Origin of the sequence: Acinetobacter pittii (genome assembly GCF_034064985.1) — a bacterium.
Taxonomy (GTDB): domain Bacteria; phylum Pseudomonadota; class Gammaproteobacteria; order Pseudomonadales; family Moraxellaceae; genus Acinetobacter; species Acinetobacter pittii_H.
This window is the reverse complement of record NZ_CP139249.1, coordinates 534384-559958: the sequence shown is the minus strand read 5'-3', so window position 1 is coordinate 559958 and position 25575 is coordinate 534384. Positions and strand designations below refer to the sequence as shown.

21 protein-coding genes, 2 tRNA genes and 3 rRNA genes are annotated in these 25575 nt (G+C 40.0%); 15 read left to right on the top strand and 11 right to left on the bottom strand.

All coding sequences use genetic code 11. The features are described 5' to 3' along the window. Positions 1–134 precede the first annotated feature (134 nt). Complete coding sequence (locus SOI76_RS02705) at positions 135–1331, top strand: hypothetical protein (protein WP_104079953.1); 1197 nt, start codon at positions 135–137, stop codon at positions 1329–1331. Positions 1332–1413: 82 nt separating this feature from the next. Continuing rightward, positions 1414–2787, top strand: a complete 1374-nt coding sequence (pdhD, locus tag SOI76_RS02700; RefSeq protein WP_104079954.1) for a dihydrolipoyl dehydrogenase — start codon at positions 1414–1416, stop codon at positions 2785–2787. A gap of 186 nt (positions 2788–2973) precedes the next feature. On the opposite strand, the gene rrf is transcribed toward pdhD, so the two are convergent. From rrf to SOI76_RS02675, 5 genes are all read right to left on the bottom strand, one after another. Beyond that, positions 2974–3088 (bottom strand): 5S ribosomal RNA (rrf, locus tag SOI76_RS02695). 183 nt (positions 3089–3271) lie between these two features. Further along, positions 3272–6162: ribosomal RNA gene (locus SOI76_RS02690) — 23S ribosomal RNA — on the bottom strand. A gap of 362 nt (positions 6163–6524) precedes the next feature. After that, positions 6525–6600: transfer RNA gene (locus tag SOI76_RS02685), tRNA-Ala, on the bottom strand. A gap of 55 nt (positions 6601–6655) precedes the next feature. Next, a tRNA-Ile gene (locus SOI76_RS02680) sits at positions 6656–6732 on the bottom strand. 59 nt (positions 6733–6791) lie between these two features. Then, positions 6792–8329 (bottom strand): 16S ribosomal RNA (locus SOI76_RS02675). The 16S, 23S and 5S rRNA genes sit together here with 2 tRNA genes alongside, the layout of an rRNA operon. A 540-nt stretch (positions 8330–8869) precedes the next feature. On the opposite strand from SOI76_RS02675, the gene SOI76_RS02670 reads away from it, so the two are divergent. Genes SOI76_RS02670 through psaB form a run of 3 tightly spaced genes read left to right on the top strand, consistent with a single transcriptional unit; the run spans position 8870 to position 11096 of the window. Further along, entirely contained in the window at positions 8870–9373 is a 504-nt protein-coding gene (locus SOI76_RS02670; RefSeq protein ID WP_057075591.1) for a YfiR family protein, read from the top strand. 5 nt (positions 9374–9378) lie between these two features. Beyond that, complete coding sequence (locus SOI76_RS02665; RefSeq protein ID WP_205668489.1) at positions 9379–10602, top strand: diguanylate cyclase domain-containing protein; 1224 nt, start codon at positions 9379–9381, stop codon at positions 10600–10602. Between the two features lie 14 nt (positions 10603–10616). Then, positions 10617–11096, top strand: coding sequence for an OmpA family protein (psaB, locus tag SOI76_RS02660; protein WP_057075593.1), 480 nt, complete (start codon positions 10617–10619; stop codon positions 11094–11096). 49 nt (positions 11097–11145) lie between these two features. On the opposite strand, the gene SOI76_RS02655 is transcribed toward psaB, so the two are convergent. Then, complete coding sequence (locus SOI76_RS02655) at positions 11146–12156, bottom strand: metallophosphoesterase (protein ID WP_104080811.1); 1011 nt, start codon at positions 12154–12156, stop codon at positions 11146–11148. A gap of 106 nt (positions 12157–12262) precedes the next feature. Between SOI76_RS02655 and plD the strand changes: the two genes are divergently transcribed. Next, the gene (gene plD / locus SOI76_RS02650) at positions 12263–13888 is read left to right on the top strand and encodes a phospholipase D family protein (protein WP_104080810.1); all 1626 of its coding nucleotides are present in this window, start codon (positions 12263–12265) and stop codon (positions 13886–13888) included. Here the strand turns inward: plD and plsC are convergent, their stop codons facing one another. Then, entirely contained in the window at positions 13889–14698 is an 810-nt protein-coding gene (gene plsC, locus SOI76_RS02645) for a lysophospholipid acyltransferase family protein (RefSeq protein ID WP_005804926.1), read from the bottom strand. It abuts the gene before it with no gap. A 218-nt stretch (positions 14699–14916) separates the two neighbouring features. Here plsC and hflX point away from each other — a divergent pair, with 218 nt between their 5' ends. The 4 genes from hflX (at position 14917) to SOI76_RS02625 (ending at position 17876) form a co-directional block, all read left to right on the top strand. Continuing rightward, the gene (gene hflX / locus SOI76_RS02640) at positions 14917–16260 is read left to right on the top strand and encodes a ribosome rescue GTPase HflX (RefSeq protein ID WP_104080809.1); all 1344 of its coding nucleotides are present in this window, start codon (positions 14917–14919) and stop codon (positions 16258–16260) included. Positions 16261–16293: 33 nt separating this feature from the next. Continuing rightward, positions 16294–16665, top strand: coding sequence for a hypothetical protein (locus SOI76_RS02635; protein ID WP_104080808.1), 372 nt, complete (start codon positions 16294–16296; stop codon positions 16663–16665). Between the two features lie 10 nt (positions 16666–16675). Further along, entirely contained in the window at positions 16676–17350 is a 675-nt protein-coding gene (lrgB, locus tag SOI76_RS02630; protein ID WP_104080807.1) for an LrgB family protein, read from the top strand. Between the two features lie 82 nt (positions 17351–17432). Continuing rightward, the gene (locus SOI76_RS02625) at positions 17433–17876 is read left to right on the top strand and encodes a DUF2147 domain-containing protein (protein ID WP_064785775.1); all 444 of its coding nucleotides are present in this window, start codon (positions 17433–17435) and stop codon (positions 17874–17876) included. 91 nt (positions 17877–17967) lie between these two features. Here SOI76_RS02625 and apaH read toward each other — a convergent pair whose 3' ends face one another. The 3 genes from apaH to pdxA are packed head-to-tail and all read right to left on the bottom strand — an operon-like array spanning position 17968 to position 20630. After that, positions 17968–18810: a symmetrical bis(5'-nucleosyl)-tetraphosphatase gene (gene apaH, locus SOI76_RS02620; RefSeq protein WP_104080806.1), complete on the bottom strand. Its 843-nt coding sequence runs from the start codon at positions 18808–18810 to the stop codon at positions 17968–17970. Continuing rightward, complete coding sequence (gene rsmA, locus SOI76_RS02615) at positions 18811–19623, bottom strand: 16S rRNA (adenine(1518)-N(6)/adenine(1519)-N(6))-dimethyltransferase RsmA (RefSeq protein WP_104080805.1); 813 nt, start codon at positions 19621–19623, stop codon at positions 18811–18813. Between the two features lie 23 nt (positions 19624–19646). Next, the gene (pdxA, locus tag SOI76_RS02610; RefSeq protein ID WP_080777169.1) at positions 19647–20630 is read right to left on the bottom strand and encodes a 4-hydroxythreonine-4-phosphate dehydrogenase PdxA; all 984 of its coding nucleotides are present in this window, start codon (positions 20628–20630) and stop codon (positions 19647–19649) included. 173 nt (positions 20631–20803) lie between these two features. Here pdxA and rplM point away from each other — a divergent pair, with 173 nt between their 5' ends. The 5 genes from rplM (at position 20804) to SOI76_RS02585 (ending at position 23577) form a co-directional block, all read left to right on the top strand. Beyond that, the gene (gene rplM, locus SOI76_RS02605; RefSeq protein ID WP_002117832.1) at positions 20804–21232 is read left to right on the top strand and encodes a 50S ribosomal protein L13; all 429 of its coding nucleotides are present in this window, start codon (positions 20804–20806) and stop codon (positions 21230–21232) included. Between the two features lie 12 nt (positions 21233–21244). Next, positions 21245–21631 carry a 30S ribosomal protein S9 gene (gene rpsI, locus SOI76_RS02600; RefSeq protein ID WP_002048725.1) on the top strand — a complete coding sequence of 129 codons (387 nt, stop codon included), beginning with the start codon at positions 21245–21247 and terminating at the stop codon, positions 21629–21631. A 174-nt stretch (positions 21632–21805) separates the two neighbouring features. Beyond that, on the top strand, positions 21806–22459 hold the full coding sequence (sspA, locus tag SOI76_RS02595; RefSeq protein ID WP_005065247.1) for a glutathione S-transferase N-terminal domain-containing protein: 654 nt from the start codon (positions 21806–21808) through the stop codon (positions 22457–22459). Positions 22460–22465: 6 nt separating this feature from the next. Beyond that, positions 22466–22900: a ClpXP protease specificity-enhancing factor gene (sspB, locus tag SOI76_RS02590; RefSeq protein WP_104080804.1), complete on the top strand. Its 435-nt coding sequence runs from the start codon at positions 22466–22468 to the stop codon at positions 22898–22900. A 17-nt stretch (positions 22901–22917) separates the two neighbouring features. Further along, positions 22918–23577: a hypothetical protein gene (locus tag SOI76_RS02585; protein ID WP_104080803.1), complete on the top strand. Its 660-nt coding sequence runs from the start codon at positions 22918–22920 to the stop codon at positions 23575–23577. A gap of 53 nt (positions 23578–23630) precedes the next feature. On the opposite strand, the gene SOI76_RS02580 is transcribed toward SOI76_RS02585, so the two are convergent. After that, positions 23631–25571, bottom strand: coding sequence for an acetyl/propionyl/methylcrotonyl-CoA carboxylase subunit alpha (locus SOI76_RS02580; protein WP_104080802.1), 1941 nt, complete (start codon positions 25569–25571; stop codon positions 23631–23633). Positions 25572–25575 lie beyond the last annotated feature (4 nt).

Sequence of the window (25575 nt, the reverse complement as noted above, 5' to 3'; positions counted from 1 at the left end):
GGAGTAACGATGGGTACACGCATTTAATCAGTTTCCCTGTCTATAAATATCATGAGCAACCTCATGAAATATATGTTATTTTATAAATCTAAAAAATTATTTTAAATAACTTATCATTTTAATTGGGGATAATGATGAAACTTACTCATGGGGTATGTGGGATTACTTTGGCTGCTTTTTTGACAGCTTGTGGTGGAGGTGGCGGTGATGGCTACTATAACCAAAATTCAAGTTCTGGCTCTACAACAACACCAACCACACCTTCAACAGATCAAGAATTGGCTACTTCTGTTTTAAATAGCGTAAAGCAAGAAGGAAAATATTTGTTTGGTGCCTATGATCTTAACGATGAAAAATTATCAAAAGGTTACATTGATCACGCACTAGACACCTTCGCTCAAGGTCCACTCAAATTAACTTTAGATATTCGCAAAGTAGATCTTACCAAGTACTCCGACCACTATCGTGATAAATGCTTTATTAAAAGTACTACAGACTACCGTGCCTGTTATGTATTTAAAGGTGAAGAAATTAAAAGTTTACTCACTGGATATAGTGATTGGGACTTTGATATTACGGCAGATGATTTAAAAAATATTAAACTAGCGAATGACAATATATCTCCAAATTTAGAGGATTATCAATCAAATACCAGAATTTATATTTTTCAAAATGAAAATAATGATAAAAACTTCCAAGATGTAACAATTACTGGAGCCTTTGCGTATCCATTCCAACAGTCATGGGGACTTGAACAAACTAAGCAAAAAAGATTCGTATTAATTAATTCAACAACAAGTGATTATAAAATCACTACATCGACTATTGTTCAAGATCCAGATACAGGTCAACCGACTGAAAAAGAAGTTACTACTGGTGCAATGAGTGTATATAAAGATAATACATCAACTGATGGTGATCTCTACGTAGTTCAAAGTGGTTCTGGTTTCAACGTACTTATCAATGACAACCCAAATGTTCCTTTTGCAGAGCCAATTTCATTTATTGTGAATTCTACTTCAGGCAATCCGAACAATGCGACATATCAAGTGAAACTCAGTGGTAGTCAAGTATTGAGCTTACCAAGTATTACTGGTATTGAAGGAAGTCGCGTTGAGAATCAATCTCCAACCACGAATGCACAAAAATTTAATGGCAGTATTTATTTAGAAGGACCAAATATTTTCACTTTTAAACAGTCTCCGAATGGAACTACATTAAACTTTAAACATGTCATTAATGGTATAAGTATTGAAGGTCAATCTATTAATCAAAATGGAACTTTTTCAACCACTTTAAAAACACCTTTTATGCAAAAATTTACATTTTAAAGCTAAATAATTAGAGCCAAACCCTCTGTTCAAGAGGGTTTTTCTATATATTCTAAATATCTATTAAAATAGCTTAATGACAATGTTCGATATTATTATCATTGGCGCAGGTACTGCGGGTATTAGCGCATATAAAGAAGCCGTTAAACATACCAATAATATTTTAATTATAAATGATGGACCATGGGATACCACTTGTGCTCGTGTAGGCTGCATGCCAAGTAAAGTTCTCATCTCTACAGCAAACCGTATGTTTGACATCCAAAATGCTCGAGAGGTTGCTTTGGATGTATCTGCAAAAATTAATACAGATCAAGTAATGCAGCACGTACAAACTTTACGTGATCGTTTTACACAAGCAACATTAAAAGATGTAGAACAATGGCCTGCAGAACATAAAATTTCTGGTAAAGCACATTTTATTGATTCACAAACTGTAGAAGTTAATGGGCAACAATACCAATCAAAAAGTTTTATTCTCGCTGTCGGTTCAACTCCTAATTATGATCAAACCTGGAAGGAAGAACTTGGTAAACGGCTTATAACTACAGATCAAATATTTGAGTTAAAAACCCTGCCTAAATCTATTGCTGTCATTGGTAGTGGTGTGATTGCCCTTGAAATTGCTCAAGCAATGCATCGTTTAGGCGTAGAAACTACAATCTTCGCTCGTAGTAAAAGAATTGGAGTACTTACTAGCGCTAAGCTTCAACAACTTGCACAGAAAGAGCTAGGTAAAGAGTTGAAAATTCTATTCGAAACTCTGCCAAATGAAGTTAAATACAGTGATGAAAACGCTTTATTAACTTACCAAGTTGATGAAGAACAGAAAACTCTCGAGGTTGAATATGTTTTAGCTGCAACCGGCCGTACAAGTTTAATTGATACTTTAAAACTAGAAAATATCGATAATTCATTCAAAGATATTAAGTTATTACCTGTAAATGCTAAAACTAAGCAGCTAGATACATATTCAATTTTTGTTGTCGGTGACGCTTACACCTCAACGCCACTACAACATGAAGCAGCACATGAAGGTAAAAAAGTTGTTTATAACTGTTTAAATTATCCACAAGTTAACTCAGTTAAGACGCTTACTCCATTAGGAATTGTCTTTAGTCATCCTGAAATGGCGATTGTAGGGCAAAGTTATAAGCAGCTAAAAGACGAAGGTATAGACTTTATTACAGGTGAAGCCTCTTATGAACGACAAGGAAGAGCTATTGTTCTTGGAAAAAATAAAGGTGCTATTGAAGTTTATATAGAACGGGAAAGCCAAAAGCTTCTAGGTGCTGAGCTATTTACAGAAGCAACTGAACATATGGCCCATTTATTAAGCTGGATAATCGGTGAAGAATTAACGCTAAATGATATTCTAGAGAAACCCTTTTATCACCCGACTTTAGAAGAAGGTCTTCGAACTGCTCTAAAGCATGCACGTAGACAACTGAAATAATCGACTTTAGAAGAACCATTTTTAATAAAAGTTGGCTCTTCTCTATTTCTTCTCATTAATTACTCTATCTATATTTTTTATTAAATTTAAAGATTTAAATCCATAAATCTAATTTAGATTTTTAATTATTTTTCTGATAATAAAAAAACACCCCCATTCATTGGAACGGGGGTGTTTAGAATAATGAGCTGGCGATGACTTACTCTCACATGGGTAACCCCACACTACCATCAGCGCTAAGAGGTTTCACTTCTGAGTTCGGGAAGGGATCAGGTGGTTCACTCTTGCTATGGTCGCCAGCACAACTGTTTATGGATACTTGCTTCGTTTTATTCACTGTGTGATACGTTGCGTTTTCCAAATCTTTACAGACGGGCTGATTGAATCTGATTTTGTTCATTTTAGCTAAGCGTTTAACTAAATCAAGTTGCTTTGCATGTTTATGAATCGATTGATGCTTCACATACAACTGCTTGGGTGTTGTATAGTCAAGCCTCACGAGCAATTAGTATTGGTCAGCTTCACATATCACTATGCTTCCACATCCAACCTATCAACGTCCTAGTCTCGAACGGCTCTTTAGAGGAATAAATTCCTAGGGAAATCTTATCTTGAGGTAGGCTTCCCGCTTAGATGCTTTCAGCGGTTATCCCTTCCGAACATAGCTACCCGGCGATGCGACTGGCGTCACAACCGGTACACCAGAGGTTCGTCCACTCTGGTCCTCTCGTACTAGGAGCAGATCCTCTCAAATTTCCAGCGCCCACGGTAGATAGGGACCGAACTGTCTCACGACGTTCTAAACCCAGCTCGCGTACCTCTTTAAATGGCGAACAGCCATACCCTTGGGACCTGCTTCAGCCCCAGGATGAGATGAGCCGACATCGAGGTGCCAAACACCGCCGTCGATATGAACTCTTGGGCGGTATCAGCCTGTTATCCCCAGAGTACCTTTTATCCGTTGAGCGATGGCCCTTCCATACAGAACCACCGGATCACTAAGACCTACTTTCGTACCTGCTCGACTTGTGGGTCTCGCAGTTAAGCGCGCTTTTGCCTTTATACTCTACGCGTGATTTCCGACCACGCTGAGCGCACCTTCGTACTCCTCCGTTACTCTTTAGGAGGAGACCGCCCCAGTCAAACTACCCACCAGACACGGTCCTCGTCCCGGATAACGGGACAGAGTTAGAACCTCAACATTACCAGGGTGGTATTTCAAGGACGGCTCCATTGGAACTAGCGTTCCAACTTCAAAGCCTCCCACCTATCCTACACAAGTAAGGTCAAAGTTCAGTGTCAAGCTGCAGTAAAGGTTCACGGGGTCTTTCCGTCTAGCCGCGGGTACACTGCATCTTCACAGCGATTTCGATTTCACTGAGCCTCTGCTGGAGACAGCGCCGCCATCATTATGCCATTCGTGCAGGTCGGAACTTACCCGACAAGGAATTTCGCTACCTTAGGACCGTTATAGTTACGGCCGCCGTTTACTGGGGCTTCGATCAAGAGCTTCGCTTACGCTAACCCCATCAATTAACCTTCCAGCACCGGGCAGGCATCACACCCTATACGTCCACTTTCGTGTTTGCAGAGTGCTATGTTTTTAATAAACAGTTGCAGCGGCCTGGTTTCTGCGGCTGTCGTCAGCTCAGGAAGCAAGTTCCATCACCAACAACAGCGTACCTTCTCCCGAAGTTACGGTACCATTTTGCCTAGTTCCTTCAGCAGAGTTCTCTCAAGCGCCTTGGTCTACTCGACCTGACCACCTGTGTCGGTTTCGGGTACGATTCCTGTGTAACTGAAGCTTAGAGACTTTTCCTGGAAGCATGGTATCAGCCACTTCACTGTACAAGTACAGCTTGCTATCGGATCTCAGTATAGAGTACCCCGGATTTGCCTAAGATACATACCTACATCCTTCCACCTGGACAACCAACGCCAGGCTGACTTAACCTTCTCCGTCCTCTCATCGCATTACACAGAAGTATTGGAATATTAACCAATTTCCCATCGACTACGCCTTTCGGCCTCGCCTTAGGGGTCGACTCACCCAGCCCCGATTAACGTTGGACTGGAACCCTTGGTCTTTCGGCGAACGGGTTTTTCACCCGTTTTGTCGTTACTCACGTCAGCATTCGCACTTCTGATACCTCCAGCATACTTCTCAATACACCTTCATCGGCTTACAGAACGCTCCCCTACCACTTGACTAATGTCAAATCCGCAGCTTCGGCACATAGTTTTAGCCCCGTTACATCTTCCGCGCAGGCCGACTCGACTAGTGAGCTATTACGCTTTCTTTAAAGGGTGGCTGCTTCTAAGCCAACCTCCTAGCTGTCTATGCCTTCCCACATCGTTTCCCACTTAACTATGATTTTGGGGCCTTAGCTGGCGGTCTGGATTGTTTTCCTCTTGACTACGGACGTTAGCACCCGCAGTCTGTCTCCCGGATAGTACTCATAGGTATTCGGAGTTTGCATCGGTTTGGTAAGTCGGGATGACCCCCTAGCCGAAACAGTGCTCTACCCCCTATGGTATTCGTCCGAGGCGCTACCTAAATAGCTTTCGGGGAGAACCAGCTATCACCAGGCTTGATTAGCCTTTCACCCCTATCCACAAGTCATCCCCTGGCTTTTCAACGACAGTGGGTTCGGTCCTCCAGTTAGTGTTACCCAACCTTCAACCTGCTCATGGATAGATCGCCTGGTTTCGGGTCTATACCCAGCAACTAAACGCCCTATTAAGACTCGGTTTCCCTACGGCTCCCCTATACGGTTAACCTTGCTACTGAATATAAGTCGCTGACCCATTATACAAAAGGTACGCAGTCACACCACGAAGGTGCTCCCACTGCTTGTATGCATGCGGTTTCAGGATCTATTTCACTCCCCTCACAGGGGTTCTTTTCGCCTTTCCCTCACGGTACTGGTTCACTATCGGTCAGTCAGGAGTATTTAGCCTTGGAGGATGGTCCCCCCATATTCAGACAAGGTTTCACGTGCCTCGCCCTACTCGTCATCATTATGTGTGCCCTTTCGTGTACGGGAATATCACCCTCTACGTTCGCACTTCCCAGAGCGTTCCACTAAAACACACATAACTTAATGGGCTGATCCCCGTTCGCTCGCCGCTACTGAGGGAATCTCAATTGATTTCTTTTCCTAAGGGTACTGAGATGTTTCACTTCCCCTCGTTCGCCTTGCAACACTATGTATTCATGTTGCAATACCTACCTTAAAGTAGGTGGGTTCCCCCATTCAGAAATCTCCGGATCAAAGGATATTTGCCGCCTCCCCGGAGCTTTTCGCAGGCTATCACGTCTTTCATCGCCTCTGACTGCCAAGGCATCCACCACATGCACTTAATTACTTGACTATACAACCCCAAACAGTCGTCAACACCTACAAGTGAGTGTTGTCCGTGCGATTCTTCATCGCTACTATCTGTTGTCTGTGTACTTAAACACTGTACAGCTTCAATCTAAATTCATATACCAAAACGCTTGATTCAGTTAATTTGCTAGTTCTCAATCAACTCCAAGATCAGAATTACTTCCTCTCTTTTTGTTATTGAGTGAACAATTTATTTCAGACTCAATTTTGCCAATCTGTTAATGAATAAACATGCCTTCGTCAGGTCATGCTTAATACCGTGATACTTAAATCACAGAAGTTAATAAACCAAGATCTTAAAATCTCTATTTACTAATTTCTGTAATCCGAACTTCTCTTAAGTTCTGGTGGAGACTAGGAGAGTCGAACTCCTGACCTCCTGCGTGCAAAGCAGGCGCTCTACCAACTAAGCTAAGTCCCCAGCTTACATCATCAGTCATGTATCTTTTATCTATAACTTCAACTAGTCAAAGTCATGGTGGGTCTGACAAGACTTGAACTTGTGACCCCACGCTTATCAAGCGTGTGCTCTAACCAACTGAGCTACAGACCCTCAGATACATCTATGAAGAACAACTTGTTGTGGATTCTTACCAATCGTCAATCTTTCGTTAAGGAGGTGATCCAGCCGCAGGTTCCCCTACGGCTACCTTGTTACGACTTCACCCCAGTCATCGGCCACACCGTGGTAACCGCCCTCTTTGCAGTTAGGCTAGCTACTTCTGGTGCAACAAACTCCCATGGTGTGACGGGCGGTGTGTACAAGGCCCGGGAACGTATTCACCGCGGCATTCTGATCCGCGATTACTAGCGATTCCGACTTCATGGAGTCGAGTTGCAGACTCCAATCCGGACTACGATCGGCTTTTTGAGATTAGCATCCTATCGCTAGGTAGCAACCCTTTGTACCGACCATTGTAGCACGTGTGTAGCCCTGGCCGTAAGGGCCATGATGACTTGACGTCGTCCCCGCCTTCCTCCAGTTTGTCACTGGCAGTATCCTTAAAGTTCCCGACATTACTCGCTGGCAAATAAGGAAAAGGGTTGCGCTCGTTGCGGGACTTAACCCAACATCTCACGACACGAGCTGACGACAGCCATGCAGCACCTGTATGTAAGTTCCCGAAGGCACCAATCCATCTCTGGAAAGTTCTTACTATGTCAAGGCCAGGTAAGGTTCTTCGCGTTGCATCGAATTAAACCACATGCTCCACCGCTTGTGCGGGCCCCCGTCAATTCATTTGAGTTTTAGTCTTGCGACCGTACTCCCCAGGCGGTCTACTTATCGCGTTAGCTGCGCCACTAAAGCCTCAAAGGCCCCAACGGCTAGTAGACATCGTTTACGGCATGGACTACCAGGGTATCTAATCCTGTTTGCTCCCCATGCTTTCGCACCTCAGCGTCAGTGTTAGGCCAGATGGCTGCCTTCGCCATCGGTATTCCTCCAGATCTCTACGCATTTCACCGCTACACCTGGAATTCTACCATCCTCTCCCACACTCTAGCTAACCAGTATCGAATGCAATTCCCAAGTTAAGCTCGGGGATTTCACATTTGACTTAATTAGCCGCCTACGCGCGCTTTACGCCCAGTAAATCCGATTAACGCTTGCACCCTCTGTATTACCGCGGCTGCTGGCACAGAGTTAGCCGGTGCTTATTCTGCGAGTAACGTCCACTATCTCTAGGTATTAACTAAAGTAGCCTCCTCCTCGCTTAAAGTGCTTTACAACCATAAGGCCTTCTTCACACACGCGGCATGGCTGGATCAGGCTTGCGCCCATTGTCCAATATTCCCCACTGCTGCCTCCCGTAGGAGTCTGGGCCGTGTCTCAGTCCCAGTGTGGCGGATCATCCTCTCAGACCCGCTACAGATCGTCGCCTTGGTAGGCCTTTACCCCACCAACTAGCTAATCCGACTTAGGCTCATCTATTAGCGCAAGGTCCGAAGATCCCCTGCTTTCTCCCGTAGGACGTATGCGGTATTAGCATTCCTTTCGAAATGTTGTCCCCCACTAATAGGCAGATTCCTAAGCATTACTCACCCGTCCGCCGCTAAGATCAGTAGCAAGCTACCTCTCTCCGCTCGACTTGCATGTGTTAAGCCTGCCGCCAGCGTTCAATCTGAGCCATGATCAAACTCTTCAGTTAAAATCATTTTGCACCTTATTAAAGACAAGGTGCCAATTCTGGCTCATCAATTACTGACTTAAATTTCGCTCAAATAAACTTCGAGTAATTTAAACCAATCAATCAATGAAAATTATTTCGATTAATCAATCAGTAAAAATCCACACAAGTTGTTCTTCAATTCTCTTAATGATCTTCTTCCTGGTTCGTCACCAGCAAGCTAGGTCGGCTATATTACTCTTAATCTCTTAAAAGTCAACAGGTAATTTCGATATTTTTAAAACTTATTCTCAAAACCAACTTACCATCAAATTCATCACTTAAAGCAACCAATCTAATCACAAGTAACTGTTTTTCAACAAGTTTCTATCTACATCACCGCCGATGGATGTGCATTATAGACCATCTCATCCCCTTTGCAACCCCTTTTTTCATTTAATATTATCACTTGTCTACTTTTTAGGCTTTTTGGTCACTTTTAGATGAGATATTAAACTTTTTTTACGTTATCAACTTCATGTAGAATAGATTATTCGTGCAATAGTTTGGCATTAACTCATCATGTGGCAGTTCGCTAAAAAAGTATTTGTTTGCATACTTGTAGTGTTTGCTACGAGTGCGCCTTGCTATGCCAATTCAAAACATAACTTCTATGTGCTTACTTTATCTATTCTAAGCTACAGTAAATGGGAGAATGTAAACACGCCTACTCTTTGTGTTATTGATAACCCTTCAATCACATCTACTTTTCAATCTTATATCCAGCAAATGTCTTATAATTATCGTGTTCAAACTGTAAATGCGAAAGATTTTGCTCGATCACATTGTCAGGCTGTTTATTTTTCTACTACGTCTCCCCAGCAACAACAGAATCTTATTCAAAATTATCCTTATCATTCTTTACTTTCTTTAAGCATTAATAATCCAGAGTGCGAAATAGGAAGTATCTTTTGTTTATATAATCAGAATAATTACACTACCTTTAAAGTTAACTTAGACGCTTTAAGTCACTCCAAAGTTCATATTGATCCGAGAGTATTACTCTTGGCTAAGAATGCGGAGTAAGGATAATGATATCAAAGTTGTATCAATCCACTTCACTGCATGCATTATTTAGAAAATCTCAATTTACTATTTTTGCTATCACCTTTTTTATTTGCTCTTTTACGTTTGTATCAATTTCTGTTTTTACAATGGAAACTTACGCTAAACAAAATTTGCAATTGCTTAGCCATACGCTATTAGAGCGTATCCAGCCCGCTGTGGTGTTTAATGATAAAATTACCATAGAGCAAATTTTAAATGAGTATACGAATGACCATTCAATTCGTACTATTCATATTTATGATTCTGAACATCATTTAATTGCCCAAAGTTTTAAATTATCAAGTCAAACGTCAATTTTAGAAGGCTGGTTTGATCATTGGTTTTTAAATGAGCCTGTTCATCTTACAATTTATCACCATGAACAAAATGTAGGTGAACTCACACTTTTTGGTAGTTCTGAAAAAATATTGCAGTTCCTCAAAATGATTATGGTCGGGCTTGCGATAGCGATGTTGTTTATTGTTTGCGCTTTGTGGTGGTCAGTAAACTTAACGTATCGTCAAATTATGCAGGCTATTTATCCACTTACTAATATTGCTCAAATTGTAAGTGAACAAAAAGCTTATAATCTTCGTTTCCCTTATAATCGAATTAAAGAATTTCAAGATTTAAATACCGTTTTTAACGAGTTACTTGAAGAAATTCAGATATGGGATAATCAGCTACAAAAGGAAAATCGTAAATTATCCTTTCAGGCTCATCACGACCAGCTTACCTTATTGCCTAATAGACATTATTTTTATCAAATACTTTTAGACATGTTTGAAGATAAAGGTTTCGACAATAAGTCTGCTTTATTATTTATAGATAACAACAACTTCAAGTCGATTAATGACCAATTTGGCCATTTAGCTGGAGATAAAGTTTTAAAAGAAATGGCGAATCGACTGCAAACTCGTCTACGTCATCAAGATTTTATTGCTCGGTTAGGTGGCGACGAATTTGCTGTCATTTTGCATTCCATTAGTCATGCTGATCATTTAATATCTATTGCTGAAAATTTACTCGAAAGCTGTAAAGAACCTTTGCATCTGAATGGTCAAACGATTTACTTCAGTTTTAGTGTAGGTATTGCTTTATCACAATTTGCATCTAGCCCCGAAGATTTCATTATGCAAGCAGATCAAGCAATGTATAAGGCTAAAAATTCGGATGAACACTGGTTTATCTATAAACCTGAAAAATAAATTTAGGCTAATCTATGAATACAAGATCTTTAAAACTCTCCTTTATTGCATTGCTATGCATTACTCTTGCAGGGTGCCTGAGTTTTGGACCATTAAAATATCGTCAAGTAAAATTGCTCAAAAAAGAAGGTTTCGTTCTTACTGATGAGGGATGGACTTTAGGTTTACCAGAACGTTTGTTATTTGACTTTAATAATGCAGAGTTAAAACAAAGTCATGAAGCTGAGTTAGTACGTCTAGCCAATCAATTGAATAAATATGATCTGAATAAATTAAAGATTGTTGGTCACACTGATGATGTTGGTGATGCTACCTATAATCAGAAGCTATCTGAAGAACGTGCACAAAGTGTAGCAAACCTTTTCTTAGCTCGCGGATTCAAAAAAGAAAATATTTATGTGATTGGTCGTGGTTCAACACAACCTTATGTTCCAAATACAACCAATGAAAATCGTGCAATTAACCGACGTGTTGCCATTATCGTTATTCCATAAGTAAATTTAATTCATAAAAAAGCCAATCCTACGTGATTGGCTTTTTATTTTAAACTAGCTCAATAATATCAATGGTCGGTGGCACTCTGAAACGTAAAGGGATTCCGACCATTCCTGTGCCAACGGTAACAAAAACATCCGCATGTTCGTGAGAGTAAAATCCACGTTTGTGACCTAAAATTGATACTTTTTTCATAATATAGTTAGTCAGCCATGGGAGCTCCACCTGCCCACCATGAGTATGCCCAGATAACATTAATGGTCGACTCGGTAATTTAGGTACCATGTCAACCGTATCTGGATTATGAGACAAAATTAACCAAGGCTTGTCTTGGGGGAAATCTGGCATAGAACGCATATCGGTTTTTCCTGCCCAGAGATCACCAATACCAATCAAGCGAAATTCTTCAAAATCAACAATTTTTCCTTCGATATCAATGACTTCATTATAAAATAGAGCATCTTTTAATAATTGTTGAATCGGTGGGCCAGGATATTGCTCATCATGGTTTCCCGGAACCGAATATACAGGTGCCTGAATTTCTTTTAAAACACTTAACTCTTCAATCAGTCTATCTTCTGGCTCATATGTCCAGTCGCCAGCGACAACGACTAAATCAGGTTGCTGTTCATTTAATTTTCTAACTATGGTTTTGAGCTGACGTTCATGCCCTGAAAATAAACCAATATGTAAATCTGCAATTAGAGCTACTTTTACTGGCTTATCAAAACTACGATCTGGATTTAGGCGATATTGATGAGTATCTACACGGACTAGATGAGGCTCGATAAATCGGGCATAAATTAAAACACCACTTAAGAAAAAGATAAAAATACCTTGATGAATTGAGTAGTAACCAATCCAAGCAGCATATAAATTAAAAAACCAGAGAGGAATAAGTAGATAAGAGAGATAAAATGCGAGTAAATGCACAAAAGCTTTAAATGGATGAATCGTCTCGGTTCGAGATTGATGAATCCAAGCCTCAGAAATTCCCCATAGAGCAAGTATTGAAAAAATAAAGTAAAAACAAAAAATGATTGAATTTGGATTCCACATTACGACTCTCGACTTATCTTATATTGATTGCTAGTAATCAAATTCAATATTTATCTTTCAATATGCACGAATTATACTCTAGCTCACCTTATCGTATGTACTGATTATGGCACAATCCTTTCATTCCAAACAGCTTCAAACGAATCAACAAGCTAAAGGCTTTTTGATAAAAGCCTCTATAGTCCTATGTTCAAGTTTTGCTGTGGGTTTGACAGGATGTAGTACTCTGCCAAAACATGGTGTTGAGCCTGTGCAATATGCCAAGGATATTGATACTTCTGAGACTTCACTTGCCAAAATTATTACACCTTTACGTCAACAAAATCCTAAGTTAACGGGTTTCCATGTTCTAAATGATCCATTGGAGGCCCTAGCTGCCCGACTCAGATTAATTGATAAAGCCGAAAAGACTTTAGATTTACAGTATTACATTTGGGATAATGACAAAGTTGGTGCTTTAGCGTTGCACGCTATTATTCGTGCAGCTGATCGAGGTGTAAAAGTCCGACTTCTTATTGATGACAATAATGCAAAAAAAATGGAAGGGATTTTACTAGCCCTTTCTCAGCATAAAAATATTGAAGTTAAGCTTTTTAATCCCTATCGTTTCCGCAAATATCGTGCGATGGATATGGTGCTTGATCTAAAACGTATTAATCGTCGTATGCACAATAAAAGCTTTATTGCCGACAATGAGGTTGCCCTTATTGGCGGGCGCAACATGACCAATCAATATTACAATGTAAGCGATAGCTATCAGTTTTCTGATGTCGATGTAATGTTGGTAGGTGCTGCTGTCGATGATATCGTAAATTCGTTTGATGATTACTGGAATCATGAATATGCATATTCAGTTCAAAGTATTGTAAGTCCTGAGCAACACCGATTACGCTATGAAGGATTAAAAGAGCAGCTTGAAGCGCACTACCAACAAGCTACCGTTCAAAACTTTCTAAACTTAACGTCAAAATCTCATGCATTTGATCAATGGTTAAATCGCAATATTCAATTCGATTGGGTAAAAGCAGAAGTTGTAAAAGACTCGCCCGATAAAATCAAATCAAAAGCTAAGAAGGAAGAACACCTCAACTTCCAATTAATTAATCATTTGGAAAAACCAGAAAGTAACGTTGATTTAATCTCAGCTTATTTTATTCCTGAGAAACAAGGTGCCAAAATTTTAGGCACGCTTGCTAAAGAGGGTGTTGAAGTTCGAGTTTTAACGAATTCTTTTAAGGCGAATGACGTTGCTGTTGTACATGCCTTTTATGGAAAATACCGTAAAGAATTGCTTAAAAACGGCGTACAACTTTATGAATTTTTACCAACACCAGATAAAAGAGATTTAAATAAAAATACAGATGAGCTTGCCACTAAAGCTAAAGTAAATATGAAAGGGCTAAGCCGATCAAGTTTGCATACTAAACTGATGGCATTAGATGAGCAGGTTTTTATTGGTTCATTTAACTTTGATCCGCGCTCAGCTTACTTAAATACTGAAATTGGTGTGATTTTAGATAGCCCATCGCTGGCTAAGACGATTCACCATACAATGGATGAAAATTTGAATAAGTATGCTTATAAATTAAAGCTCGACACTAATAACCATATTTATTGGCAGCAAGAAACTCCGAATGGTCCTGTAATTTATAGACAGGAACCTGAGATGAAATGGTGGCAAAAAGCAGGCATGAAATTTCTTTCATGGCTGCCACTTGAAGGATTTATGTAATTAATTTTTTGGCTTAAGTACTTTCTGATGTAGTTGAGCCAAACCTTCTACCATTTTTTCTTGCACTTCACGCGTTAGACTTTTGACATCATGCCCTTCCACTGAAATAGGAGGCAAAGTTAACAGATGAGCTGTTACTTTAGGCATTTCAAGTACACGTTGAATATGTTCGGCAAATGTCATGTCACCAATGAATGGCGCAACTGTATCTAGTTGCCCATCGCGGTTTACATAACAAATCAAACAAACCTGTACTGGACGCTGTGCTTCAATCGCTGCCCCTAGTAATCTTCCATGTACTTTTTTAACAGAATGTCCATCTGTAGTTGTCGCTTCAGGGAAAAATAATACTGGGATATTCTGTTTTAAAAATTCAGCAATTTGCTCACGAATTCTGACGGAATCGCCAGATCCACGCTTAATAAATAACGTTCCACCACTTTTGGCTAAATTTCCAAGAATAGGCCAATTTTCAATTTCAGCTTTAGCCAGAAAGAAAACTCGCGCACCTGAACCTAGAACCGCAACATCTAGCCAAGAAATATGATTACTTACCCATAAAGCAGGTTCTCTAGGAATTGTGCCATGTACTTCTATATCTAAATTAAAAACCTGACATAAACGGCGGCAAAAGTATTGGACATAACGTGTATTAACAGGATTATTAGGATCTTTATAAAGCCCATGTCGATAAACTAGATAAAAACCTTCACTAATTGCGGCCGTGGCAGAAGTGACCTTTTTTCCGTATAAACCTATTTTTGATAATTTCTTTAACGTTGAATTAACTATACTTTGCGTTTGAGCCATAAAATTTCACTAACGATTAATCATTGTTATACCCATCTCAAGTCATTCTATACGTTTCGTAATAAACTTGCATTGACGATAGAGAACGGCAAATAAAATAAATCTGAACACTAGACTGATCTCATATAACTAATCTAAAGGATAAGAACAAACGCTTTCCCCTTTTGCTTAAGTTTCCTCTAGAATAAAGTTTTCCCATTTTCAGGATTTATAGCCACGTGGAATATGTTGATCGGCATCAAGGCGGTGAACGCACAATCTTAGTGAGTGTTTCTGTACAATTATTAGATGATCTGGATGCCGAAGAGTTTGCTCTACTTGCACAGTCTGCTGGTGCAGATATCCTTGAACATATTAAGGTTCAGCGTAATAAGCCTAATCCTAAATTTTTTATTGGTTCAGGAAAAGTCGAAGAAATTGCAGAGCAAGTTCAGGAACTAGAAGCGAGTCTGGTTATCTTTGACCATGCGTTATCACCTGCTCAAGAACGAAATTTAGAAAGAATATTAAAATGCCGAGTTATTGACCGCACAGGCTTGATTTTAGATATTTTTGCGCTGCGTGCCCGTACGCATGAAGGTAAGTTACAGGTCGAACTTGCCCAGCTGAAACATTTATCTACTCGTCTTATTCGTGGTTGGTCTGCCGACTTTGAACAACAAAAAGGTGGTATCGGCTTACGTGGTCCCGGTGAAACACAACTAGAGACAGATCGCCGTCTCATTCGTGTTCGTATTACCCAATTAAAAGATAAATTAGATAAAGTACAACAGACTCGTATGCAAGGGCGTGCTGCAAGACAAAAAGCAGCTATTCCAACGGTTTCATTAGTAGGTTATACCAACGCTGGTAAATCCACTTTATTTAATATTTTAGCTAATAGTGATGTCTACGCAGCCGATCAACTGTTTGCAACACTTGATCCAACCTTACGTCGTTTAGACTGGGATGGTATTGGCACTGTTGTGCTCGCGGACACCGTAGGTTTTGTACGAAACTTACAACATGATTTGGTTGAATCATTCAAAGCAACCCTTGAAGAAACCCTTGAAGCTACCCTCTTACTGCATGTTATTGATAGTAATAGCCATGACATGCTCGACCAAATTGAAGCAGTAGAAGGTGTATTAAAAGAAATTGGCGCTGATGCTCCCGTACTTCGGGTATATAACAAAATTGACCTGAGCGGTGAAGAAGCCAAAATTATTTATGCTGAGCCACACGTCCCAGATCGAGTTTACGTTTCGGCTCATTCTGGCCAAGGCCTAGAATTGCTCCAAAAAGCAGTACAAGAATGCTTAATGGGTCAAATTCAAAAGTTTTCTCTCGTGCTTAAACCAGCTTATGGCAAATTGCGCACTCAACTTTATGCTTTAAATGTGATTGAGTCTGAACATTATGATGATGCAGGCTTACTACATATTGATGTGAAGATTGCACCACATAAGTTAGAAAAGCTGATTCGCCAAGCAAAACTTCCATTAGATGAAATATTGGGAGAACACGCGAGTCAATTTAAGCGCCCCTTGGAAGAGTTTGAAATCAAGGGCGATATCAGTTAAAACTTGATAAGTAAACTTTTAGAGATAAAAAATATGGATAAGATCAAAAGTATAGACTGGACAGCATGGGCAATTACATTACTACTCATTATTGGTTTTCGTGAAGGCTCTGTCATCGTCATGCGTGCTTTTGGTCATCCAGAATTAGGTAATCTGGTCGGTCTAATCAGCTTACTTATTATTTTACTTATTTGGAGAAAGTTTAAAAAAATTCCACTTCGAATAGTCGATACCAATAATAAAATCATGAAAGAAAGTGGTTTCGCTTTTTTACCCATCTGTGCAGGTTCATTAATTATGCTTGTACATATGGGTAAGGAAATTCCATTATTTCTTTTGGTCTTAGTAGTCAGCACCCTTATACCTTTGTGGGTTTATGCAAAAATGGCAAAACGTTGGTTATAAGGAGAATAAGATGTTTACGATTTTATACGGATTTTTGATCACATTCATTGGTTATCTTTGTGCAAAGCCTTTAAACCGACGTTTTCCGCAAGTTCCACTTCTAGTTTTCGGCATGTTCATTGTAATTGGATTACTTTCAGTTTTGCATGTGCCATATGAGCAGTATCGTCTTTATGTGAATGACTTATTTGGTCATCTATTAGGTTATGTCACTGTCGCCTTAGCCATTCCTTTAGCTGCAATGCGCTACGATGATCTTCCAATTAAATCGGTCATTGGTATTTTACTTTTTGCAAGTATTAGCGCCGTTGCCCTACCTATGGGACTAGCATACTTGTTACATATGTCCGAACCTACCATCCTTGCATTTGCCACCCGTGCAGTAACTACTCCAATTGCTCTGAACATCGCAACTTTATTACATGCTCCTGAAACACTTGTGACCCTCATTGTTATTTTGTCTGGGGTAATTGGCGCTGCATTCTCACCATTCTTACTTAAACATATTCATGATGAGAGAGCATCAGGTTTAGCCTTAGGTTTAGCTGCACACGCCATTGGAACAGCTCAAGCTTGGCAACGTGGACCTGTCGCAGGTCGTTATGCTGCATTTGGTATGGCATTGAATGGCGTATTTACTGCAATTTGGCTACCAACATTAATGTTGTCTTTTGGAACACCATAATTAAGAAGTTGATTAAATAAACATTGAACGGTCTATCAATTCCAAATAAGATGACCTTTCAAAGTTAAAAGGATTTTTAATTATGGGGAAAATTTTTATTGGAGCTCTGCTCTTATTGGGGATTAATACTGCTACATTCGCAGCAGATATTACAGGTCTCTGGCAAACAATTGATGATAAGACAGGTGCTCCCAAAGCACAGGTAGAAATACGAAAAGAAACGAACGGGACATATGCCGGAAAAATTGTCAAACTTACGCCACGCCCCGGTTATACGCCTAAAGAAATTTGTGATAACTGCCCTGCGCCATATACCAATAAACCGATTTTAGGTCTGGATATCGCAACGGGTTTAAAACAGACAGATGGACTTAACTATACGGGTGGTAAAATTTTAGATCCGAATACTGGCAAAGTTTACGGTCTTAAGGCGAAGCTTAGCTCAACTGGCAAACGCTTACATATGCGCGGTTATCTCGGAGTTTCAGCTTTAGGGCGTAATCAAATCTGGATTCGAGTAGAATAAGAGTTCCCAATAAAAAAAGCCGCTTATGCGGCTTTTTTACTTTCACACGGGCACAACTCTCGTCTTGTGCTCGTGAAAAGCATGGCTTTTCCTATATTTGTACAGGATTTTCGACAGCAAAGATTTCTTTGTCTTCAAGGCGATAAGCCATTAACTTTCGTCCCCATACACAGCCGCCATCAATATTCTGGATCTGCTCATTAATAGTTCTACCTTCTAGCGCAGCCCAATGACCAAAAATAATCTGATGAGTCTGAGCAGCTTTGCTTGGAAATTCAAACCAAGGTAGATAGCCTTCTGGCATTGGCGCATCTAGAGCATCTTTAAAAGTAAACTCTAAAGCCCCTTCTGCGTTGGTTAAACGCATGCGAGTCAAATAATTGGTAATACAACGTAAACGCGCTGAACCAGCTAAGTTGTCTTCCCACAAATCAGGTTTTGAGCCATACATTTCTGCTAAAAAAGCATCCAAGACAGATAAATCTTGATGTGACAGTACCGCCTCAACTTCTTTTGCCAGCTTAGCAGTTTTTTGTGCATCCCAAATGCAAGGAATACCTGCATGAGTAAGAATTGTCTGCTCGTTTGGAAATAAGCATAATGGCTGTTTACGTAACCAATCGATTAACTCATCACCATCAATCGCATCAATAACATCTTGGGTACGATCTTTTGCTTTAATCTCTTTTAAACCACGCGCACCCGCAATTAAAGTCAGGTCATGATTTCCAAGTACAGTTGCAGCAGCTCCACGATCTACAAGCTTTTTAATAAAACGCAATGCTCCTACCGAGTTTTCACCACGTGCGACTAAATCACCAGCAAACCATAAAAAGTCTTGATCTGGATCAAAACGTATTTCTTTAAGCAAGGCTTTTAGAGCTTCAAAACACCCCTGCACATCGCCAATAACATAGTTAAAACGCTTAGTCATTTACGTCACCATTTGATCGGCTAAAGCAACAAATTGGGCAAGTGTTAAGGTCTCTGGACGAGCCATCGGATCAACACCAGCTTTTTCAAAGCCATCTTCTGCAATCATACCTTTAAGACTGTTTCTTAATGTTTTGCGGCGCTGAGTAAATACATGGGCAACCAGTCGAGCTAAAGCTTTTTCATCTTTTGCTGTAATTGGCTTTTGATCATAAGGAACAAGGCGGAAAACAGCACTCGTTACTTTAGGTGGCGGGTTAAATGCCCCAGCCGGCACCTCAAATAAAAATGTTGGTTGACAGTAATATTGAATCATTACCGACAAGCGTCCATATTCTTTTGTATTCGGTTCAGCAGTAATACGGTCAACCACCTCTTTTTGCAGCATAAAGTGCATATCTTTAACTTTGCTGCCAAATTCCAAGAGATGAAAAAGTAATGGGGTTGAAATGTTATAAGGTAAGTTACCGACTACACGTAATGGTCGGCCATCTTTTACCAGTTCGCTAAAGTCATACTTTAATGCGTCAGCTTCTATAATCGTCAAACGTTCAGGATGTGGAACACGTTCTGGTAACCCCGCAGCTAAGTCACGATCTAGCTCTACTACTGTTAATGCATCACACTCCCCAATTAAAGGAGATGTTAAGGCAGCTAAACCAGGTCCAATCTCGACAATATTGTCGCCTGTACGCGGACTTACAGAACGCACAATTTTGGCAATGACTCGCTGATCATGTAAGAAGTTTTGACCAAAACGTTTACGAGCTTTATGCCCTTCATCTTTCGGGTTTAGGGCATTAATTTGATACATAGAACATTTCCAACATGAAAAATTTAGCTCGCTGCTAAAGATAAAGCTAAATCAACAGCGACATTTAAACTTGAGCTTTTTGCCAAACCAGTCCCAGCCAAAGACAACGCAGTGCCATGGTCAACCGAAGTTCGAATGAAAGGCAAACCCAATGTAATATTGATGGCTTCACCAAACCCTTGTGATTTTAACACAGGTAAACCTTGATCATGGTACATGGCAAGTACAGCGTCTGCATTTTTAAGATGTTCTGGAGTAAACAAGGTATCTGCCGGCAAGCTTAAACTCATTTTAAACCCTTGCGCTCGATAACTTTCGAGTACTGGATTAATGGTTTCAATCTCTTCACGGCCCAAATAACCATCTTCACCTGCATGAGGATTTAAACCACACACGAGTACACGTGGGTCTGTAATCTTAAATTTAGTTTTTAAGTCATGCAGTAAAATATCAATGACCTGATGCAATCGCTCTTTGGTAATTGCATCCGCTACATCTCTTAAGGGTAAATGTGTAGTTGCTAAGGCGACACGTAAAGTTTTGGTTGCAAGCATCATTACGACACGCTCTACACCTGCAAACTCTTGATAGTATTCAGTGTGACCACTAAACAAAATACCAGCATCATTAATAACCGATTTTTGCACGGGTGCCGTGGCTACTCCCACACTTTTACCAGACATTGCATAATCAGCTGAACGACGCAGTTGCTCTAATACATAAGCTGCATTAGCTGGGTTTAATTGACCATCAATGACAGCTGCTTCTAAAGGCACATGTTCTATATAGAGTTCATTCAGAGATGACGATTCAGGCTGTCCGGTATATTCTATAAATTGAATATCGACCCCAATTTTTTGGGCACGTTGCTCTAATAAGTCTCGGTCACCCAAGATAACAACAGGGCGTTCATCAACCCGCTTAGCCAAGCTCAAACAGATATCTGGTCCAATACCAGCCGGCTCACCGGAAGTGACATATAATGGCAGCACAATCACTCCAGACACATAACAAGAATTTGTTTGATTTTAACATATCTGACATTCATCAGTTTATGGATTAAATTATCTCGCTTAAACTGGATTTTTCTTGTGACTTTGAACAAACTCGTTTAGAATGCTCGCTCCTTTTGTTTGGACCGATTCCATAGTCCAAACCAACTATAATAGGTAGTGGTTTAATGAAAACTCTCAGCGCTAAGCCAGCTGAAGTTCAACATGACTGGTATGTTGTTGATGCTTCTGGCAAAACTTTAGGTCGCCTTGCGACTGAAATCGCTCGTCGTTTACGCGGTAAGCACAAAACTTCTTATACTCCTCACGTTGACACTGGCGATTACATCGTTGTGATTAATGCTGAACAAGTTCAAGTGACTGGTAAAAAATCACTTGATAAGAAATATTATCGCCATACTGGTTTCCCTGGTGGTATCCGTGAGACTAACTTCGAGAAGTTAATCGCTCACAAACCTGAAGCTGTTCTTGAAAAAGCGGTTAAAGGCATGTTACCAAAAGGTCCTCTTGGTTATGCAATGATCAAAAAAATGAAAGTGTACGCTGGTACTGAGCATCCGCATGCTGCTCAACAGCCACAAGTTTTGGACATCTAAGGGATACAGCACATGGCTACTAATTATGGTACAGGTCGCCGTAAGACCGCAACTGCACGTGTTTTCTTGTCAGCTGGTACAGGTAAACTCGTTATTAACAACCGTACTTTAGAGCAATATTTCGGTCGTGAAACTGCTCGTATGGTTGTTCGTCAACCTTTAGAACTTTTAGAAGTTACTGAAAAGTTTGACCTTTACATCACTGTTAAAGGTGGTGGTATCGGTGGTCAAGCTGGCGCGATCCGTCACGGTATTACTCGTGCGCTTATCGCTGCTGACGAAACTTTAAAACCTGTTCTACGTCAAGCTGGTTTCGTTACTCGTGATGCTCGTGAAGTTGAACGTAAGAAACTTGGTTTACGTAAAGCTCGTAAACGTCCTCAATTCTCTAAACGTTAATTCGTTTATCGAGTTGGACAAAAAGCCTTGGATTTTTCCAAGGCTTTTTTATTATGAAAATAGAGCCACAAAATACAAACTTATAAATATAAACAAACTATCTCTTTAGAACCGTGATTTCCTAAAGCATTTTTAGTATCCTAATCGATTCACTCAACCACGTCGTCTTGTGATATGTCGGTCGAAAACACCTCTATTCAGGGGATTACCCTTTACAGTCATGCTGATGATTTCCGTTCTCATTGGATTCGTTTCTTATTAGCAGAAAAACAAATTAAATATCAATTGATCATAACTGACCATGAAGACGAAGATTTAGCCAGCTTAAATCCTTACAACCAATTACCGATGTTGGTCGAACAAAATCTTAAATTATTTTCAGCGCCTATCATCGCTGAATATTTAGATGATCGTTATCGTCAAAGTAAGCTTTATGCAGATGCACCTATGATGCGTGCAGAACAGCGTCAGTATATCTGGAGACTTGAAAACGACTGGTTTAAGTTAGCAGATCACATGTTAAAACATGCTGACTCACTAAATGTCGAACAAAAGCAAAAAGCTCAAAAAGAACTACGTGAAACATTAATTTCACTTACACCCCTATTTCAACATTTTCCGTATTTCATGTCTGAGAATTTTACAATCTTAGACTGCATGCTTGCCCCTATCTTTTTAAGATTAAATAGCATGGGAATTGATTTACCAAAACAGCACTGTCGACCTATATTTTTGTACTGTAAACGTATCTTTGAACGGCCTTCTTTTGCTAAATCGATGACGCCTCAAGAGAAAAACCGTTACAATGAATTATTAAATATGGAATAGCGTGATATGTCTGAGCAAACTATTGATTTAACCCCTACACGTCCTTATCTTGCTCGTGCAATCTATGAATGGATTTGTGATAACCAACTTACGCCTTATTTATTAGTTGATGCGACGCAGCCACATACCGATGTTCCACAACAATTTGTTAAAGATGGACAAATTGTTTTAAATATTGTGCCGCATGCTGTTCATCAATTACTTATTACCAATGAAGTTATTACCTTTTCAGCTCGTTTTGGGGGAGCATCAAAAGATATTTATGTTCCTATTCAAGCTGTTCTAGGGATTTATGCACGTGAGAATGGACAAGGTTTATTCTTTGACCCTGAAGAATATGCCAATGTAATGCCTATAGAAGATACAGTAGAGTCAGAAGTACAAGAAGCAACTGAAACAACATCGACTAAGAAAAAACCGACGTTAAGAATTTTAGATTAAATTTAGAGGAAGAAAGCATGGCATTTGATTTAGTCCAATACTTTGCTGAGCAGATAAAAATTCAAAAGCCTCAGCTTTTAAATCAATATCCAGTTAATGAAAAAAATAAACTGATTGATGAGGTGAATATTCTTACGCTTGGAAAACTGATTAGTTTATGGCGTCAGAATGACAATAAGATTTATCAAGAAATCAAAACCTCTGATCCACTTTATATTCAAGAAGTTGCTCGTCATTTAACGACTTCTAAATATAATCAGTCGACTTTAAAAAATTCAGAACTCGAACAGAGTATTTCTGAAATTTTAACTTTGCAGTTAGCAGAACTTAACCAGCTCGATGAGACAGGTGGTTTTGGGCATAATGGCTTAAAAGAATTAATTTTAGGTCAGATCGAACATTTATCAGGTCAAGCAGAAGATTGGGTTTGGTCAACAAACCATCTAAATGAATTAATTGGTTCTAAACCTGTAGAACAAGAAGAGCTATCATTGGATACAACAATGAAGGAGTTCAACCAAATGGTTCACCAAGCCCAACCTCATCATGATGACGTGCATATTGAAGAACAAGCTGCCGAAATTTCTGTACCTACATGGTCAAAGATTGTTGCCCCAGTAGTTGCTTTAGCAATTTTGGGCTATTTGTACTGTGCTTATACACAATTAATTGCTTAAGAATTTACTTATACAATCCGCTAAATGCCACCCATAAAAGGTGGCATTTTTTATTAGATTTGGATAGTAAATAACATTTGCCGTTTTTTTACTTGTTGCCCTTGCTGACCTAAAACATCATCCACTACTCCATCAACATCAGATTTAATCTGTTGTTGGATTTTCATGGCTTCAAGCACTAATAAAGTCTGACCTTTCACGACTTGATCACCTTTATTAACCAAGATATTCACTACAGCGCCATCCATCGGAGCACGAATTTTACCATCACCCGCTACATCAACTATTTCTGGGGCAGCATAAGTTACGTTGCGGATTGCAACATTGCCATTATCTCGATCTAAATAAAGTTGATCACCATCTAGTACATATTGCACACGGCGACGTACACCATCAATTAAATAAACTAATTGCTCTATCGTTCTTTCAAGCACTTCAATACAAATAGTTTGATCGCAGAGCTGTACCGTAAACGTATTATTTAGCGATGAAAGCTGCATTTGAACTTGCTGATCATCATATTTAAGCTTTAATGGTAATGGCACACCTAGGCCAGTTTGCCATACTGCCGTACCGTTACTTTGGCTAAATAATGCCGCAGCAATTGCTAAGGTTTCTAAAGATAGAACCTGCTTATGTAGACTGCTGTCGTTTTGAAAATGTCGTTGAATGAACGCAGTATTAGTATCTCCTGCAACAACAATTGGATGACGCAGTAAATTGCCCAAAAACTGTTTATTGCTATTTACACCTAGCAAAACACAATCATCCACAGCACGAGCGAGTAAGCGAATGGCATCCTCACGGGTTTTACCGTATGCAATCACCTTTGCTACCATCGGATCATAAAATGGGCTAACCTCATCAGTTGCCAACATCCCATGATCAATCCGTACATTTGGCAAATTTGCTGGCTGCCAACGCAGAACTTGTCCTGTTTGTGGTAAGAAATCTTGCCGTGGATCTTCTGCATACAAGCGCACTTCAATTGCATGCCCAGTTAAGGTCAACTCATGTTGTTGCAAGGGTAACTGCTCGCCATTGGCAACACGCAACTGCCACTCAACTAAATCTAAACCTGTAATGAGTTCAGTAACAGGATGCTCTACCTGCAAACGGGTATTCATTTCTAAAAAATAAAATGTACCTGATACATCTAGCAAGAACTCAACGGTTCCAGCACCTACATAAGCACATGCTTTAGCAGCTGCTACAGCTGCCTCACCCATTTGTTGACGCAGTTCAGAAGTCATGACTGGACATGGTGCTTCTTCAACAACCTTTTGGTGACGTCGCTGGATTGAACAATCCCGCTCAAATAAATAGATATAATTGCCATGTGTATCACCAAAAACCTGAATTTCGACATGTCGTGGAGCAATTACTGCTTTTTCTAAAATGAGCTCACCTGAACCAAAAGCATTTTCAGCCTCTGAACGTGCTGTTTGTAATGCCTCAATCAGTTCGGATGAGTGCTGTACCAAACGCATTCCGCGGCCACCACCGCCGGCTGAGGCCTTGACCATAATCGGAAAGCCAATCTGCTCAGCTTGTGCTGCTAAATACTCGAGATCTTGTCGGTTACCTTCATAACCTGGCACACAAGGGACGCCTGCTTCAATCATGGCAATTTTTGAGAGTCGTTTACTCCCCATTAACTCAATTGCAGAAGCTGTTGGCCCAATAAACGTAATCTGGTTATCGATACATGCCTGAGCAAAATCAGTATTTTCTGACAAAAAACCATAACCAGGGTGAACAGCATCTGCCCCAGTTTTTTTACAGGCTTCGATAATTTTAGCAATGGAAAGATAAGACTCCGATACTTTAGATGCCCCAATGTAAACAGCTTCATCGGCTTCTTGCACATGGCGAGCATTACGGTCTGCATCAGAATAAACTGCCACAGTTTGATAGCCCATTGCCTTGGCTGTTTGCATCACCCGAACTGCAATTTCACCACGATTGGCAACCAGTATTTTTGAAAATTTCATTATT

What these genes read in the sequence shown, in the direction of transcription:
- SOI76_RS02705 (WP_104079953.1), top strand. Translation starts at nt 135, where the DNA reads ATGAAACTTACTCATGGGGTATGTGGGATTACTTTGGCTGCTTTTTTG.
- pdhD (WP_104079954.1), top strand. Translation starts at nt 1,414, where the DNA reads ATGTTCGATATTATTATCATTGGCGCAGGTACTGCGGGTATTAGCGCA.
- SOI76_RS02670 (WP_057075591.1), top strand. Translation starts at nt 8,870, where the DNA reads ATGTGGCAGTTCGCTAAAAAAGTATTTGTTTGCATACTTGTAGTGTTT.
- SOI76_RS02665 (WP_205668489.1), top strand. Translation starts at nt 9,379, where the DNA reads ATGATATCAAAGTTGTATCAATCCACTTCACTGCATGCATTATTTAGA.
- psaB (WP_057075593.1), top strand. Translation starts at nt 10,617, where the DNA reads ATGAATACAAGATCTTTAAAACTCTCCTTTATTGCATTGCTATGCATT.
- SOI76_RS02655 (WP_104080811.1), bottom strand. Translation starts at nt 12,156, where the DNA reads ATGTGGAATCCAAATTCAATCATTTTTTGTTTTTACTTTATTTTTTCA.
- plD (WP_104080810.1), top strand. Translation starts at nt 12,263, where the DNA reads ATGGCACAATCCTTTCATTCCAAACAGCTTCAAACGAATCAACAAGCT.
- plsC (WP_005804926.1), bottom strand. Translation starts at nt 14,698, where the DNA reads ATGGCTCAAACGCAAAGTATAGTTAATTCAACGTTAAAGAAATTATCA.
- SOI76_RS02635 (WP_104080808.1), top strand. Translation starts at nt 16,294, where the DNA reads ATGGATAAGATCAAAAGTATAGACTGGACAGCATGGGCAATTACATTA.
- lrgB (WP_104080807.1), top strand. Translation starts at nt 16,676, where the DNA reads ATGTTTACGATTTTATACGGATTTTTGATCACATTCATTGGTTATCTT.
- SOI76_RS02625 (WP_064785775.1), top strand. Translation starts at nt 17,433, where the DNA reads ATGGGGAAAATTTTTATTGGAGCTCTGCTCTTATTGGGGATTAATACT.
- apaH (WP_104080806.1), bottom strand. Translation starts at nt 18,810, where the DNA reads ATGACTAAGCGTTTTAACTATGTTATTGGCGATGTGCAGGGGTGTTTT.
- rsmA (WP_104080805.1), bottom strand. Translation starts at nt 19,623, where the DNA reads ATGTATCAAATTAATGCCCTAAACCCGAAAGATGAAGGGCATAAAGCT.
- rplM (WP_002117832.1), top strand. Translation starts at nt 20,804, where the DNA reads ATGAAAACTCTCAGCGCTAAGCCAGCTGAAGTTCAACATGACTGGTAT.
- rpsI (WP_002048725.1), top strand. Translation starts at nt 21,245, where the DNA reads ATGGCTACTAATTATGGTACAGGTCGCCGTAAGACCGCAACTGCACGT.
- sspA (WP_005065247.1), top strand. Translation starts at nt 21,806, where the DNA reads ATGTCGGTCGAAAACACCTCTATTCAGGGGATTACCCTTTACAGTCAT.
- sspB (WP_104080804.1), top strand. Translation starts at nt 22,466, where the DNA reads ATGTCTGAGCAAACTATTGATTTAACCCCTACACGTCCTTATCTTGCT.
- SOI76_RS02585 (WP_104080803.1), top strand. Translation starts at nt 22,918, where the DNA reads ATGGCATTTGATTTAGTCCAATACTTTGCTGAGCAGATAAAAATTCAA.
- SOI76_RS02580 (WP_104080802.1), bottom strand. Translation starts at nt 25,571, where the DNA reads ATGAAATTTTCAAAAATACTGGTTGCCAATCGTGGTGAAATTGCAGTT.